12 protein-coding genes are annotated in these 15,107 nt (G+C 37.5%); all 12 read right to left on the minus strand.

What is annotated here, in order from left to right:
* Positions 1-75: 75 nt before the first annotated feature.
* A complete protein-coding gene (gene ribF / locus BLE01S_RS08150) occupies positions 76-1,026 on the minus strand; it encodes a bifunctional riboflavin kinase/FAD synthetase (protein WP_066139550.1) in 951 nt (316 codons plus the stop codon).
* A gap of 27 nt (positions 1,027-1,053) precedes the next feature.
* On the minus strand, positions 1,054-1,962 hold the full coding sequence (gene truB / locus BLE01S_RS08155) for a tRNA pseudouridine(55) synthase TruB (RefSeq protein ID WP_066139552.1): 909 nt from the start codon (positions 1,960-1,962) through the stop codon (positions 1,054-1,056).
* A 234-nt stretch (positions 1,963-2,196) separates the two neighbouring features.
* A complete protein-coding gene (rbfA, locus tag BLE01S_RS08160) occupies positions 2,197-2,538 on the minus strand; it encodes a 30S ribosome-binding factor RbfA (RefSeq protein ID WP_066139555.1) in 342 nt (113 codons plus the stop codon).
* A 15-nt stretch (positions 2,539-2,553) separates the two neighbouring features.
* Positions 2,554-2,832, minus strand: a complete 279-nt coding sequence (locus tag BLE01S_RS08165; RefSeq protein ID WP_066139557.1) for a DUF503 domain-containing protein — start codon at positions 2,830-2,832, stop codon at positions 2,554-2,556.
* On the minus strand, positions 2,829-5,114 hold the full coding sequence (infB, locus tag BLE01S_RS08170) for a translation initiation factor IF-2 (protein ID WP_066139560.1): 2,286 nt from the start codon (positions 5,112-5,114) through the stop codon (positions 2,829-2,831). Before infB ends, BLE01S_RS08165 begins: the two co-directional genes overlap by 4 nt.
* 15 nt (positions 5,115-5,129) lie before the next feature.
* A complete protein-coding gene (locus BLE01S_RS08175) occupies positions 5,130-5,435 on the minus strand; it encodes a YlxQ family RNA-binding protein (RefSeq protein WP_066139563.1) in 306 nt (101 codons plus the stop codon).
* Between the two features lie 3 nt (positions 5,436-5,438).
* A complete protein-coding gene (gene rnpM / locus BLE01S_RS08180) occupies positions 5,439-5,714 on the minus strand; it encodes an RNase P modulator RnpM (RefSeq protein WP_066139565.1) in 276 nt (91 codons plus the stop codon).
* Between the two features lie 12 nt (positions 5,715-5,726).
* Positions 5,727-6,854 (minus strand): transcription termination factor NusA, encoded by a 1,128-nt coding sequence (gene nusA / locus BLE01S_RS08185; RefSeq protein ID WP_066139567.1) that lies wholly within the window; start codon positions 6,852-6,854, stop codon positions 5,727-5,729.
* A gap of 87 nt (positions 6,855-6,941) precedes the next feature.
* Positions 6,942-7,409: a ribosome maturation factor RimP gene (rimP, locus tag BLE01S_RS08190; protein WP_066139569.1), complete on the minus strand. Its 468-nt coding sequence runs from the start codon at positions 7,407-7,409 to the stop codon at positions 6,942-6,944.
* Between the two features lie 172 nt (positions 7,410-7,581).
* The gene (locus BLE01S_RS08195; RefSeq protein WP_066139571.1) at positions 7,582-11,907 is read right to left on the minus strand and encodes a PolC-type DNA polymerase III; all 4,326 of its coding nucleotides are present in this window, start codon (positions 11,905-11,907) and stop codon (positions 7,582-7,584) included.
* Between the two features lie 179 nt (positions 11,908-12,086).
* On the minus strand, positions 12,087-13,793 hold the full coding sequence (locus tag BLE01S_RS08200; RefSeq protein ID WP_066139574.1) for a proline--tRNA ligase: 1,707 nt from the start codon (positions 13,791-13,793) through the stop codon (positions 12,087-12,089).
* Positions 13,794-13,824: 31 nt separating this feature from the next.
* Positions 13,825-15,096, minus strand: a complete 1,272-nt coding sequence (gene rseP / locus BLE01S_RS08205; RefSeq protein ID WP_066139577.1) for an RIP metalloprotease RseP — start codon at positions 15,094-15,096, stop codon at positions 13,825-13,827.
* Positions 15,097-15,107 lie beyond the last annotated feature (11 nt).

A 15,107-nucleotide genomic window follows, 5' to 3' on the forward strand; every position in this document is an offset into this window, starting at 1 on the left:
GTCGGTGAGTCGTTTTGCCAAGCAAAGGTTCTTGATACTGTATTAGAATACATCTTTCTCTGAAAAAAATCAAGTTTATTTATCGATTGAATGAAAGTAATCTATAGCTGTTATCTTATCCTTTGCTATTTGTGCCTTTAATTCATCAATCCCATTAAACTTTTGCTCATCTCTTATTCTAATATGCCATTTTAATTCAATTTCTTCTCCATAAATGGATTGATCAAAATTAAGTATATGTACCTCAATCGATAAGTTGGATTTACTAGGATCTTTAAATGTTGGTTTATATCCAACATTACAAACCCCTTCCTGCCAACTTCCCGCTACTAATAATTGAACAGCATAAACACCAGTTTTCGGTATAATATAATCATTATGCAACTGAATATTAGCAGTTGGAAAACCGATCGTTCTTCCTCGTTTTTCACCGTGGATAACTGTCCCTTTCGTAGTGTAAAAACGTCCGATTAATTCTTTTGCTTCAATCATCGAGCCTTCACTTAACAGCTTCCGAATAGCCGTAGAACTAACTTTCTCCTGCTTGTCTTCTAATTTATCTACAGTTGTAACGTCAAACCTGCCACGAGCATGGGTCGGTAATGTCTCCATCGTACCTTTCCCGAATTTACCGTATGAATAATCGAATCCGGCAACAACATGCTTAACATTTAGTTCAGCAAGATAATCATCGACAAATTGCTGTGGAGAAAGACTAGCAAAAGCAGAAGTAAATCGAATAATAAATAAATAATCTATTCCAAGTTCTTCAACTAAATCAATCTTGTCTTGCAATGGTGTAATATATTGAATAGACGTATTTTTCTTTCCTAGAACAACTGATGGATGTGGATCAAAGGTCATTACAGCGCTTTTCCATCCGTTTTGCTTCGCAATATTTTTTGCAGTAGTAATCACTTCTTTATGACCTCTATGAACCCCATCAAAGAATCCAAGAGCTATAGATAGCGCTGGAAAGTCTTCTTTATTGTTTACTTGCGGATGATGAATCATTATTACATTCATTATTTGTCACCTTTTTCGAACATATAGTTATTCTTCATTAATCCTTAACACTTTGACTGGTTTAATGGCAGTTTCATTTTCTGGATGAACATGATAAATAGCCATTGCTTTATCGTTATACAACATCGTAACTTGACCTTCAGACCAGTGCTCTGGTTTATTTAAGACTGCACCATTTTTAACTTTAGACATAGTAGCATTATCCATTGAATAAAAAGGCAATTGTTCCAGTCCTTTTTCCAGTGGGAAAAGAATCTCATCTACATTGTTGGCGTCGATTTTACTCTGCAATTGCTCAAATGTTACGCAATCTTTCTCTGTAAATGTTGCAGAAGCAACACGAACCAAACTTGACATATGTGCTGGATAGCCCAATTTTTCTCCTATCATCACTGCGAGAGTACGAATGTAAGTCCCCTTACTACATTTTACACGAAATTTAAAAGATAGTTTCTCGTTTTCTTCATGTAGATCATCAAGAAGTATGAGTTCATATATCATTACTTCCCTTACTGGTCTTTCCACTTCTATTCCAGCCCGAGCATATTCATAAAGCTTTTTACCGTTTACTTTTACTGCTGAAAACATCGGTGGGATTTGGGTGATCTGCCCTGTCAAAGAGCTAAGTACATCATTTATCTCTTCTCTTGATATAGAACGAGTAACTTTTTCTTCTTCTACGATCTCACCAGAAGCATCTTCTGTTGTAGTAGAAAATCCTATTGTTACCTCCCCTTCATACACCTTTCCAGCATCTGTAATGTATTCGGCAATTTTTGTAGCCCTACCAAGACAAATAGGAAGTACCCCTTCTACATCTGGATCTAATGTTCCTGTATGTCCTACCTTTTTCATTTTAAGCATCTTTCTGATTTTAAAAACGCAGTCATGCGATGTAAGTCCTTTTGGCTTCCATAACGGTAATATGCCCTCCATTAGTTTACCCCCTTTTTACACTTTGTGCGAATATCGCGCTTATAGATAAAACAGAATATAAACGCAGGCATCCGTTTAGCAACATACGAACTACACTCTCAAGATGCAAGTGCGTCGTAGTTGGACGAAGAATAACTTCTTTTAAAAGTTAGTTACCACTCACGATTGTTTTATAATTTCCTTAACGAGAAAAAAGATAGACATGACGTCTACCCATTTTTTTCTGTACATCAATCAATCTTCTTTAATTTGTTTAAGCAATGTTTCAATTTTATTACCATACGCAATTGATTCGTCAAATTCAAAACTAATTTCAGGGGTTTTACGCAAGCGAATTCTTTGGCCGATTTCAGCTCTGATAAATCCCGTTGCTTTTGCTAAACCTTTTAAAGTATCTTGCTTCTGTTCTTCGTCTCCAAGAACAGAAATGTATATTACAGCCTGTTGGAGATCGCCAGTTACTTTTACATCTGTAACGGTGACAAAGCCAATTCTTGGGTCTTTAATTTTCCGGCTAATAATCTCGCCGAGTTCTTTTTTCATTTGTTCGCTCACTCGATTGGCACGCAAACTCATTTCAAACACCTCACATTACAGCCATTCAAATATCGTAGATGTTCTTTCCCACTCTGGAAAAGAGTCAAGAAATTTAATGGCATGATCAAGCTCACGCTCAGCTGCTTGCCGTGAAGAAGAAACAGTTACTATGGCAAGCTTTGACAGTTGCCATAGATTCTGATGATCTACTTCAGCAATGGAGACATTGAACTTTTGTTTCGTTCTAGTTATTACCCGCTGAAGGACTGCACGTTTTTCTTTTAATGATTGTGAACTGTAAATTTTAAACTCACACTCACAATACCCGATCATTTTCGTTCGATTTCTTCCATTATATAAGCTTCGATGATGTCTCCATCTTTCACATCATTGAAGTTTTTAATAGTAATACCACATTCATAGCCTTGATTTACTTCTTTAGCATCATCTTTAAAACGTTTCAAAGCATCTATTACGCCTTCGAAAATTACGATACCATCTCTAATTAAACGCACACCGCTATCACGTGTAATTTTTCCATCTATTACATAAGATCCAGCGATCGTACCAATTTTCGACACTTTGAATGTTTGTCTTACTTCTGCCTGACCGATGATTTTTTCTTCGTACTCTGGATCAAGCATACCTTTCATTGCTGCTTCGATTTCTTCGATTGCTTTATAGATTACACGATGCAAACGAATCTCCACATTTTCCGTATCAGCGACACGTTTTGCATTGACATCTGGACGCACATTAAAACCGATCATAATAGCATTAGATGCAGCGGCTAATGTTACATCTGATTCATTAATTGCTCCTACAGCGGTATGAATGATCTTGATATTGACACCTTCAACATCTATTTGTCTAAGCGCAGCAGCTAATGCTTCTGCTGAACCTTGTGTATCTGCTTTAACGATAACGTGTAAATCCTTCATTTCGCCTTGTTTCATTTGATCAAATAATGTATCCAAGCTTACGCGAGAACTTTCATTACGAGATGCCTGTAATGATTCTTGAGCACGAATTTCACCGACATGTCTCGCTGTTTTCTCATCATTAAATACAACGAATCTGTCTCCAGCTTGTGGAACGTCACTCAATCCAGTAATCTCTACTGGCGTTGATGGCGCTGCATCTTTTACACGTCTGCCTATATCATTTACCATTGCACGAACACGGCCAAATGTATCTCCGACTACGATTGGATCACCTATTTTCAAAGTTCCGTTTTGAACTAATAAAGTGGCAACGGATCCTCTTCCTTTATCCAATTGTGCCTCGATAACAGTACCCATAGCGTTTCTATTAGGATTTGCTTTAAATTCTTCTACTTCACTTACAAGTAATATCATTTCGATCAAGCTGTCGATACCTTCCCCATTCAAAGCAGATATGGGAACAAATATAGTATCCCCACCCCAAGCTTCAGATACTAATCCATGTTCTGTCAATTCTTGCATTACTCGATCAGGGTTTGCAGTTGGTTTATCCATTTTATTAACAGCTACAATGATTGGCACTTCCGCTGCTTTAGCATGGTTAATCGCTTCGATTGTTTGTGGCATAACTCCATCATCCGCGGCAACTACAAGTATTGTGATGTCAGTCACTTTAGCTCCACGGGCACGCATCGTTGTAAACGCAGCATGGCCTGGAGTATCTAAAAATGTGATCTCTTTACCATTTGATTCAATTTGATATGCACCGATATGCTGTGTAATCCCACCAGCTTCACCAGCTGTTACTTTCGTATGGCGTAATGAGTCGAGTAATGTTGTTTTACCATGGTCAACGTGCCCCATAATTGTAACAACTGCCGGACGCTCTACCAAGCTTTCTTCTGAATCCTCTGTGAAGTAAACTTCCAGATCTGTTTCATCAATTTGAATTTCTTCTTCGACTTCAACTCCATAATCTGTGCAGATTAACTCAATGGAATCATGATCCAAATCTTGGTTAATTGTCGCAATTACCCCGAGTAAAAATAGTTTCTTTATTAATTCAGATGGCTCTTTATGAAGTTTTTTCGCCAATTCGCCTACTGTTAATGAACCAGTAAAAGTAATTTTTTCTGGAAGCTCCTTTTGCTTTTGCGGAGCTGGTTGATGCTGCTGTGGTTTCTGTCTTTGTTTGATGTTTTTATTCGTATTTCCTCTACGATTTTTATTAAATCCTTTATTACCTGGTTTCTGTTGTTGAGGTTTATTTGGTTTTTGGTTGGATGTACTATTCTTCATATTCGTTTTATTCTGCCCCATCTCATTATTACGTTGACTTCCGCTTTTTTGTTGGTTCGCAGTTGATTGTGTCTGTGGTTTATCATTTCTGCGCTGCGGAGACGTATGTTGATTTTGATTCGTTTGTTGTCTTGGTTTATTCGATTCGTCTTTTTTAGCTTGTGTTACCGATTTGCTCGCCGGTTCACTAGCGCGGTCATTATTTTGAGAAGATTTAGCATTAAATGAAGAATCCAGTTTTACGATCGTTTCTCCATCAATTGTAGACATATGATTAGAAACTTCAACATTCATACTTTTTAATTTCTCAATTACAGCCTTACTTGAAGTATTTTGTTTTTTTGCATATTCATATACGCGTAATTTACTCATATGGTCACCCCCGTTTTATTCATCGAGCATTGAAGCCAGTTTCTTTGCAAAACCTTCATCTGTGAGTGTTACTACTACTCTGGCTTCCTTTCCAATCGCATGGCCTAGTTGTTCTCGCGATTCAACAAAGAGATAAGGGACTTTATAAAAATTGCATTTATCTTGTAATTTTTTTAATGTGTTAGAAGAAGCATCTCTTGAAATAATAACAAGCTTAGCTCTTGCTTGTTTAATTTCTTTAATTACTAATTCTTCTCCCGAAATCGTTTTTCTCGCTCTGGTTGCCAATCCAAGCAGTGACATCCATTTTTCTTGTTTCATCTATTATTTATTATCTCCATCAATGAGTTTCAGGAGCTCCACATATATAGAGTTATCAACTTGAGCATGTAATTGACTTGCTAATACATTTTTCTTTTCAGCAGATAGAATTGCCTCACGATCTTTCGAAATATAAGCGCCTCTGCCTGATTTCTTACCAGTTAGATCGATAGAAACGTCACCTTCTTTGGAACGGACGATTCTAATCATCTCTTTCTTGGGCTTCATTTCTCCTGTTGCCAAACATTTACGCATTGGTATTTTCTTTTGAATCGCCATTATATCTCACCTCTATTCGATTTCTTCATCCTGTAAATCGAAAGGTTCTTCATTTTCATCATCCATAAAAAAGTTATTAGCGTTCTCACGCGGATAAATGCCAGCTTCGCGAGCATCTGTTTCACTTTTTATATCGATTTTCCATCCCGTTAATTTGGCTGCAAGTCGAGCGTTTTGTCCTCGTTTACCAATTGCGAGTGACAATTGATAATCAGGCACTACTACTGTTGTTGCTTTGTCCTCCTCATGTACTATTACATCCAAAACTTTTGAAGGACTTAATGAGTTAGCAACAAATATAACAGGATCTTGAGACCATTCAACTATGTCTACCTTTTCACCCTTTAGTTCATTTACAATTGCTTGTACACGTGAACCTTTAGGTCCAACACATGATCCTACTGGATCGACTTCCGAATTATCCGTGCTAACAGATATTTTAGATCGATCTCCTGCTTCGCGAGCTACTGAATTTATTTCAACCGTACCATCATAAATTTCTGGAACTTCCACTTCAAATAATCTTTTTAGAAGGCCAGGATGTGTACGAGATACATAAATTTGTGGACCCTTTGTTGTTTTTTCTACTTTCGTAATATACACTTTAATACGGTCATGTGGTTTATATGTTTCATTTGGCATTTGTTCACTTTGAGGCAAAAGAGCTTCAATCTTCCCAAGACTCACATAAATAAATCTTGGGTCTTGTCGTTGAACAATCCCCGTCATGATATCATCTTCACGATCAACGAACTCTGTGTATATAATACCGCGTTCCGCTTCTCTTACACGTTGTGTAACAACTTGCTTAGCGGTTTGCGCTGCGATTCTACCAAAATCTTTCGGTGTTACTTCTAGTTCTACAATGTCACTTGCTTCATAAGCTGGATTTATACTTCTTGCTTCATCAAGTGAAATCTCTAATCTAGAATCGAAAACCTCATCCACAATTTCTTTACGAGCGAAAACTCTCATCGTGCCAGTTTCCAAGTTCAAATCGACACGGACATTTTGGGCTTGATTAAAATTCCGCTTGTAAGCCGAAACAAGTGCGGCTTCTATTGCTTCTATTAATACGTCCCGCGAAATGCCTTTTTCTTTTTCCAAAATAATCAGAGCATCTAATAATTCTGAGCTCATGACAAAGTCATCCCCTTTTGGCCCACATTCTGTGGGTCACGTCAGCATTGCCCCGGACGTGACAACGCCGACGTTCCTTTTTTTAGTTTAAAATACAATGGCTAATCTGGCTTTTGCAACTTTCTCTAATGGAATATCTACTGTCTTTATTCGTGTTTTAATCTTCACTTCAATTGTAAGTAAGCCCTCTTGAAAAGATACAAGCTTTCCTTCAAACACTTTTTCTCCATCGATAGGTTCGTACGTTTTAATGTTTACGTACTTATCAACAGCTTTCAAAAAATCTGCTTCTTTTTTTAAAGGGCGTTCTGCCCCAGGCGAAGACACTTCAAGAAAATAGTTATGTGGAATCGGATCTAATTCATCTAAATGCTCACTGAGACGCTCACTAACAATCCCACATTCCTCAATGTCAACACCATTTTCTTTGTCAATAAACAAACGGAGAAACCAATTTTTCCCCTCTTTTACATACTCAATATCAACTAATTCAAGATTCATATCCTCTAAAATTGGGATAGTAAGTTCTTCTACAATACTTATTACTTTACTCATAATAACCTCCAGGATAAGAGTTTCAACGGTTATATACCAGATTATCCGCAACAATACGAAAGAGTGGGGGGCGCCCACTCTTTTGTCAACAGAGAGTTATTCACAGTATTTCCATTAAAAATATACCATAACCATTTTTCTTTTGCAAACAACCTAGGCTTTGTGAACCCCATTAAAACAACGATAATTGATTTTGATCTGGCAAGGATTCTAAACACCCATGATTATCAAGATACTCAATGACTGTTTTTGATACCTTACCTCGTTGTTGTAAATCTTCCTTGGAAAGGAACTCTCCGTCCACTCGTGAATTCACAATATTTAATGCCGCATTTGTTCCAAGTCCAGGAATAGAATTGAAAGGCGGTATAAGCGTTTTACCATCAATAATGAATTCTGTCGCGCTTGAACGATACAAATCAACCCGTTGGAATTGATAATTTCGTTCACACATTTCTAAAGCTAATTCTAATACTGTCATCAAGTTCTTTTCCTTTGTCGAAGCTTCCAGACCTTTTGCATTAATTTCTTGAATACGAGCTCGAATTGTTTCAGAGCCTCGAACCATCGCATCAAGATCGAAGTCCTCCGCTCGCACGGTAAAATAAGCAGCATAATATAGTAGTGGATGATGGACTTTGAAATAAGCAATTCTAACAGCCATTAACACATATGCTGCGGCATGGGCTTTAGGGAACATGTATTTAATCTTCTTACATGAATCAATATACCACTCGGGTACATTGTTTTTCCTCATTTCTTCTTCCCATTCAGGATCGAGACCTTTACCCTTCCGAACAAATTCCATAATCTTAAATGCTAAAGAAGGATCTAATCCTTGATATATTAAGTAAACCATGATGTCATCCCGACAACCTATTACTTCAGGAAGTGTACATGTTCCCGCGTGTATCAGCTCTTGGGCATTGCCAAGCCATACATCTGTCCCATGGGATAGTCCAGATATTTGCACTAATTCTGAAAAAGTCGTTGGTTTTGTATCCTCTAGCATTTGACGAACAAAGCGGGTACCGAATTCTGGAATTCCATATGTTCCCGTTTTACATAAAATTTGTTCTTCCGTTACACCAAGCGATTCAGGGCCACTAAAAATTTTCATAACCTCAGGATCATCTGTAGGAATGGTTGTCGGATCGATCCCACTTAGATCCTGCAACATCCTTATAACAGTAGGATCATCATGACCAAGAATATCTAGCTTTAATAAGTTATTATCAATAGAGTGGAAATCAAAATGCGTAGTCATCCATTCTGATTCTTTATCATCTGCTGGAAACTGTATTGGTGAAAAATCAAAGATTTCCATGTCATCTGGGACAACAATAATTCCACCTGGATGCTGTCCAGTTGTCCGCTTTACTCCAGTACATCCTTGAACTAGCCTATCTACCTCAGCATTTCTTAAGACCACATTATTATCTTGAGCGTAACCTTTTACATAACCAAATGCGGTTTTTTCAGCAACCGTACCAATTGTACCTGCTCTATATACATAATCTTCACCAAAAAGAACCTTTGTATAGTTATGTGCTTTAGGCTGATATTCCCCAGAAAAGTTAAGATCGATATCAGGCACCTTATCCCCTTTAAAACCAAGAAATGTTTCGAACGGGATATCGTGTCCATCTTTTTTATAACTCGCTCCACATTCTGGACACTCTTTATCTGGTAAATCGAACCCTGACCCGACTGATCCATCATCAAAAAACTGCGAATGTTTACAAGAAGGACAGACATAATGGGGTGGGAGCGGGTTTACTTCCGTAATTTCAGTCATCGTTGCAACCAATGAAGAACCAACAGATCCCCTTGACCCTACCAAATAACCATCATCAAGTGATTTTTTCACGAGTTTGTGTGAGATTAAATAGATAACAGCAAATCCGTGTCCAATAATACTTTTTAATTCTTTCTCTAATCTAGCTTCCACTATCTCCGGCAATTCGTCCCCATAAATTGACTTAGCCATATCATAGCTCATCGTTCGAATTTCTTCTTCCGCACCTTCGATTTTAGGTGTATACAGATCATCTTTAATCGGCTTCACTGTCTCGGTCATATTTGCGATTGCATTTGTATTGTCGACCACAATCTTCTTTGCCGTTTCTTTACCAAGAAAAGCAAATTCTTGAAGCATCTCATTCGTAGTTCGAAAATGAACATCGGGCAAAGAACTTCGGTTCAGTGGATTCGCTCCACCTTGTGAGTTAATTAATATTTTCCGGTAGATCTTATCTTGTTCATTTAAGTAATGTACATTGCCTGTCGCAACAACTGGAATGTCTAATTGCTCACCCATATCGACAATATTTTTAATGATATCTTCCAAATCTCCCTCGTCCCGAATGAGCTCTCGTTCGACCAATGGAGCATAGACTGGCTTTGGGTGGACTTCCAGATAATCATAAAATTCAGCAGCTTTTTCAGCTTCTGCTCGACCTTTTTGCATCATTGCTTCAAACACTTCACCATTAGAACAACCAGATCCGATCAGTATTCCTTCCCGGTGCTTTTCTAATAATGATCTTGGTATACGCGGCACTCGATAAAAATAGTTCATGTGAGAGATGGAGACAAGCTTAAATATATTTTTCAAACCTATGTCATTTTTAGCTAGTAAAGTACAATGGCTTGGTCTAGCTCGTTTATAAGCATCTCCTTTGCCCATATTATCATTGAATTGATCATGATATTCTATACCCTGTTCCTTTGCGTCTTTTAACATTTTTAAAAACAAATATCCTGTTGCTTCTGCATCATAAATCGCTCTATGGTGTTGGGTAAGTTCAATGTCAAATCTTTTTGCTAATGTATTTAACCGGTGATTTTTAAATTGCGGATAAAGGAATCTACCTAACTCTAATGTATCAATAACTGGATTTTTTGACTTACCAAGCCCCATTCTCTGTAGCCCAACATTTAAAAAACCCATATCAAATGATGCATTATGAGCTACAAATATAGAGTCACCTGACCAATCATAAAATTTCTGTAGCATTTCTGGTACTTCTGGTGCGTCTTGCACCATATCGTCTGTAATACCGGTTAATTCAATTGTTGTAGCAGATAAACGATGATGTGGATTAGCAAAGCTTTCAAATGTATCAATCACTTCTCCATCACGTATTTTTACTGCTGCAAGCTCAATAATTGTGTCGTAGATGGCTGATAGCCCTGTAGTTTCAACGTCAAAAACAATATACTCTGCTTCATCCAGTAATTGATGAACACTATTATAAGCAATAGGAACACCATCATCGACTAAATTAGCCTCTAGTCCGTAAAGGATTTTAATATCGTTCTTTTTACCGGCGCTATACGCTTCTGGATATGATTGCACAACTGCATGATCCGTTATTGCAATTGCTTCATGGCCCCATTTTTTCGCCTGTGCGATATAATCGGAAATGGACGTTACTGCATCCATTTGGCTCATTGGCGAATGCAAATGGAGCTCGACGCGCTTTTCTCCTTCTTCAGCTGTGTCCAATCTTCCCTTTGGCCTTATCTCGTTAATATCATTAGCCATCATTACAAGATCACGTACAAAAGTATCATTTTGTATACTACCACGCACTCTTGCCCACATGCCTTTTTTCACTAACTTTAACATTTCCGCGTCTTCTTTATCCCTAGAAAACACTTTTACTAATATAGAATCGGTATAATCCGTTATTTTAAATGTCAATAACGTTCTTCCACTTCTTAGTTCCCTTGTCTCTGCATTGAATATATAGCCTTCCACTGCAATACGACGTTCCTCATCTACAATGTCTTCTAGCTTTCTGAAGTCTTCATCGTTCTTAATCGTTATACCAATTGTAACTGGTCCTGTGTGTGTTGTTCCTCCACTATCCCTTGCAGCTTCCTGTTGTTGCATTTCAATCACAGCTTGCCTTGCTCTGGCTTCATCTTCTTTTTGTTTAGCTGCAATGAAGTTCTGAAAGTCATCATTGGCTTCCGATTGTTCCACTATTTCTGCATCAAGTGTTAACGTAGGAAATCCAAAGCCTTCATAAATTTTTTGTATAAGAACATTATATTTTGTCTTTAATGTGCGTACTTCTGTATCATTCCGTGCACTAACCAAAATTTTATTCCCTTGAACTTTAGGGGTTTGTTCATTTAATAATTTTAACAACATGGGAGAAATACCGTCGATTTCTTTAATGCAATTATTCCAGTAGTCGATAATCGTTTCTTCATTGAATGATTGATCTCTTACCGTTACGCTATAGCTGATAGACGCAATGTGCTGAAAAGAATGCTGGAGTCGCTCCACAAATTGCGAATATATATTACAAGGAATAATACTGTCTAATATAAAATAAAAATGCCACTGTTTATTTTTTCTATCTATTTTCAACTTTTCAATTTCTGCGTTACGAAAATGCTCTATCACAGCATCACTTGTTAAATTTAACTGCTGAAGTAACAGTAAAAATCTTTCTTTTTTTTCGGCAGGATTATTAGCCACTTTTCAACCTCCCATCCCTATATTTCAATATGAGGGAAATTAAATGAAGGTACCTAAGAAAGGTACCTCAACTTTATTTAGCAAAGAAAGTATAAGTTTTTTGTAGGTATAACTTATAACAATAGTTATCCATATCTTACTAATGAAGACACTAAACGAGTGCCTTCCGCTTTTCTTTCTTAAGCCTCTTGTAATATCTTGGCGAGCATTGGTAAAATTTCGTCTTTTGTTACTTCAAACATCTCGCCAGTTTTTCTGACTTTTACTTCTACAATTCCATCGTTGGCTTTTTTACCAACTGTTATTCTTACAGGCAAACCAATTAAATCAGAATCTTTGAACTTTACACCCGGTCGCTCGGATCGGTCATCAAGCAATACTTCATACCGATTGCTTTTAAAGAGCTCGTATAGCTCTTCTGCTAGGTATGATTGAGCCTCATCCTTTGTATTTACAGGTATCACATGAATATGATATGGAGCAATATTGACTGGCCATACAAGTCCATTCTCATCATTAAATTGTTCAGCTACCGCTGATAATGTACGAGAAACACCGATCCCATAGCAACCCATAATATAGCTTTGTGATCTACCATTTACATCTAAATAAGAAGCTCCCATTGCCTCACTATATGTTTTGCCTAATTTAAAAATATGTCCCACTTCGATACCGCGTGCGAACTGCACTTTTCCTTTTCCATCAGGAGAAGGATCACCTTCTTTTATAAAACGAAAATCCATATATTTATCAACTGTAAAGTCACGACATGGTTGTACATTCATATAATGGTAACCATCTTCATTGGCACCACATATAGCATTCGCTAGCGCTTTTACAGCATGATCAGCATACACTTTCATTTTCTCATTAAGATTGATCGGACCAAGTGAACCAATAGGGCATTCTAGCAAATGTTCTATTTCTACGTGTTCAGCGAGTTCGACAATTTTTGCATTTAAGCCATTTTTTACTTTAATGTCATTTACTTCATGATCTCCACGTACTAATATCATCACGTATTCGTCATCCGCTTTAAACACAAGTGATTTAATACAGTGCCCTGGATGTGAGTTTAAAAACCTGGATACTTCTTCAATTGATTTTTGTGCTGGTGTTTCTACTTTAACTAACTCTTTTTCAATGTCAGTAGGTTTATCATAATTTTGAGGCGCTTCAGCCATTTCAAGATTGGCTGCATAATCAGACGTGTCTGAATAAACAATTGTATCCTCACCGATATCCGATAAGACCATGAATTCCTGTGTATCCTTACCACCAATCGCCCCTGAATCAGCTAAAACAGCGCGAAAATCTAGTTCACATCTAGTGAAAATATTAGTATATGCTTTATATATTTTTTGATAAACTTCATCCAGACTTTCTTCTGAAGTATGGAAGGAGTATGCATCCTTCATAATAAATTCACGACCACGTAGCAATCCAAATCTTGGGCGTTGTTCATCACGAAATTTAGTTTGAATTTGATACAATGTGAGTGGCATCTTCTTATATGATTGCACATCATCATTCACAAGGCTTGTAATTACTTCCTCATGTGTTGCTCCAAGTGCAAATCCTCTTCCGTGACGATCGCGAAGACGCATAAGCTCATCACCATATGTGTGCCAACGTCCAGATTCCTGCCATAATTCTGCTGGTTGTAAAGCAGGCATTAGTAATTCAGCTGCGCCTGCATTTTCCATTTCTTCACGAATGATATTTTCGATTTTATCAAGGACTCGTTTTGCGAGTGGCATATAGGTATAAACGCCACTCGCAACCTGCCTTATAAAGCCGGCTCTTAGCAAAAACTGATGGCTTTTTATTTCTGCGTCTGCCGGCATTTCACGAAGCGTTGGAATTAATGTCCTACTTTGTTTCATTACTACACCTCATCATTATCAATAAACAGCATTAATGGATAAAAAATTGTTGTATATCATTCCATGTAACGACGATCATCAAGATCATTAAAAGAGCGAAGCCGATGAAATGTACAACACCTTCTTTATGCCTATCAATCGGTTTTCCACGTAATGCTTCAACTCCAAAAAACAACAATCTTCCTCCGTCTAGAGCTGGAATTGGAAGGAGATTCATAATACCTAAGTTGATACTGAGTAGTCCTGTCCATTTCATTAAATAAAGAATACCCGCCTGTGCTACAACTTCAGTTGATTTATAAATTCCTACTGGACCTGACAGCATGTCAATCGAAAATTGACCTGTAACAAGCTTACCAAGTAATCTAAATATCTCAATTGTCCAGTGATAAGTTTCCTTAAAACCACTTGTAGCAACTTTCATAAACGATTTATCCAATGGAGCATGGACTCCTATTAAACCGAAATCTTCTCCGCCTTCTTCTTCAGCAACAAATTTTTCTGGAGTAACTGCAATGTCCATTGTTTGTCCATCACGGTCAACTGTAAAAACTAATTCTTCTTGTGGATGTGCTCTCACAATTTCAGTAATATCCATAAAACTTGAAACTTCCGCTCCATCAATACTTAAAACAGCATCATTCTGTTTCAAACCCGATTGCTCCGCAGCTCCGTCAGGAGAAATGACACCTAGGATTGGCTCCTCAACCGGTACACCTTGGATAACACTAATAATAGTGAAAACGACAATTGCTAGAATAAAGTTCATCATCGGTCCAGCAAAGATTGTCATCGCTCTAGCACTAAGTTTTTTTGATGCAAATTGACGATTCCAAGGAGCAATTTGTGTTTCAACTTGGTCTTCAACAATCAAAGCTTCTCGAGAAATAGCAAATGTTTGAAGTTGTTCATCTTCGCCTTCCTCATAGCCTTTTATAAATAAATCATGCTCTAAATCAGCCGATTCTACCTCTATATTTCTGGCATTGGGATATCGATCTTTACCATTTAAAATAAGCTTCTGCACCACTTCTTCCTCATCTAATAGAAGAGCGACACGATATCCAGGTTTAATTTCTGCCATTTCAGGATCTTCTCCCGCCATTCTAACAAATCCGCCTATTGGCAAAAGTCGGATCGTGTACGTCGTTTCATTTTTGGAGTAAGAAAATATCTTTGGTCCGAAACCAATTGCGAATTCCCTCACCAATATTCCGGACCGCTTAGCAAATACAAAATGTCCTAACTCGTGAAAGAATACAAGTGCCCCAAAAATGATGATAAAGGATATCACCGTGTTCAAATAAATTACCA

This window comes from Lederbergia lenta NBRC 16444 (assembly GCF_001591545.1).
In the GTDB taxonomy this organism is placed as follows: domain Bacteria; phylum Bacillota; class Bacilli; order Bacillales; family Bacillaceae_C; genus Lederbergia; species Lederbergia lenta.

Excerpts from the sequence above, each read along its gene's own strand:
- ribF (WP_066139550.1), bottom strand. The coding sequence starts at position 1,026 with ATGAATGTAATAATGATTCATCATCCGCAAGTAAACAATAAAGAAGAC.
- truB (WP_066139552.1), bottom strand. The coding sequence starts at position 1,962 with ATGGAGGGCATATTACCGTTATGGAAGCCAAAAGGACTTACATCGCAT.
- rbfA (WP_066139555.1), bottom strand. The coding sequence starts at position 2,538 with ATGAGTTTGCGTGCCAATCGAGTGAGCGAACAAATGAAAAAAGAACTC.
- BLE01S_RS08165 (WP_066139557.1), bottom strand. The coding sequence starts at position 2,832 with ATGATCGGGTATTGTGAGTGTGAGTTTAAAATTTACAGTTCACAATCA.
- infB (WP_066139560.1), bottom strand. The coding sequence starts at position 5,114 with ATGAGTAAATTACGCGTATATGAATATGCAAAAAAACAAAATACTTCA.
- BLE01S_RS08175 (WP_066139563.1), bottom strand. The coding sequence starts at position 5,435 with ATGAAACAAGAAAAATGGATGTCACTGCTTGGATTGGCAACCAGAGCG.
- rnpM (WP_066139565.1), bottom strand. The coding sequence starts at position 5,714 with ATGGCGATTCAAAAGAAAATACCAATGCGTAAATGTTTGGCAACAGGA.
- nusA (WP_066139567.1), bottom strand. The coding sequence starts at position 6,854 with ATGAGCTCAGAATTATTAGATGCTCTGATTATTTTGGAAAAAGAAAAA.
- rimP (WP_066139569.1), bottom strand. The coding sequence starts at position 7,409 with ATGAGTAAAGTAATAAGTATTGTAGAAGAACTTACTATCCCAATTTTA.
- BLE01S_RS08200 (WP_066139574.1), bottom strand. The coding sequence starts at position 13,793 with ATGAAACAAAGTAGGACATTAATTCCAACGCTTCGTGAAATGCCGGCA.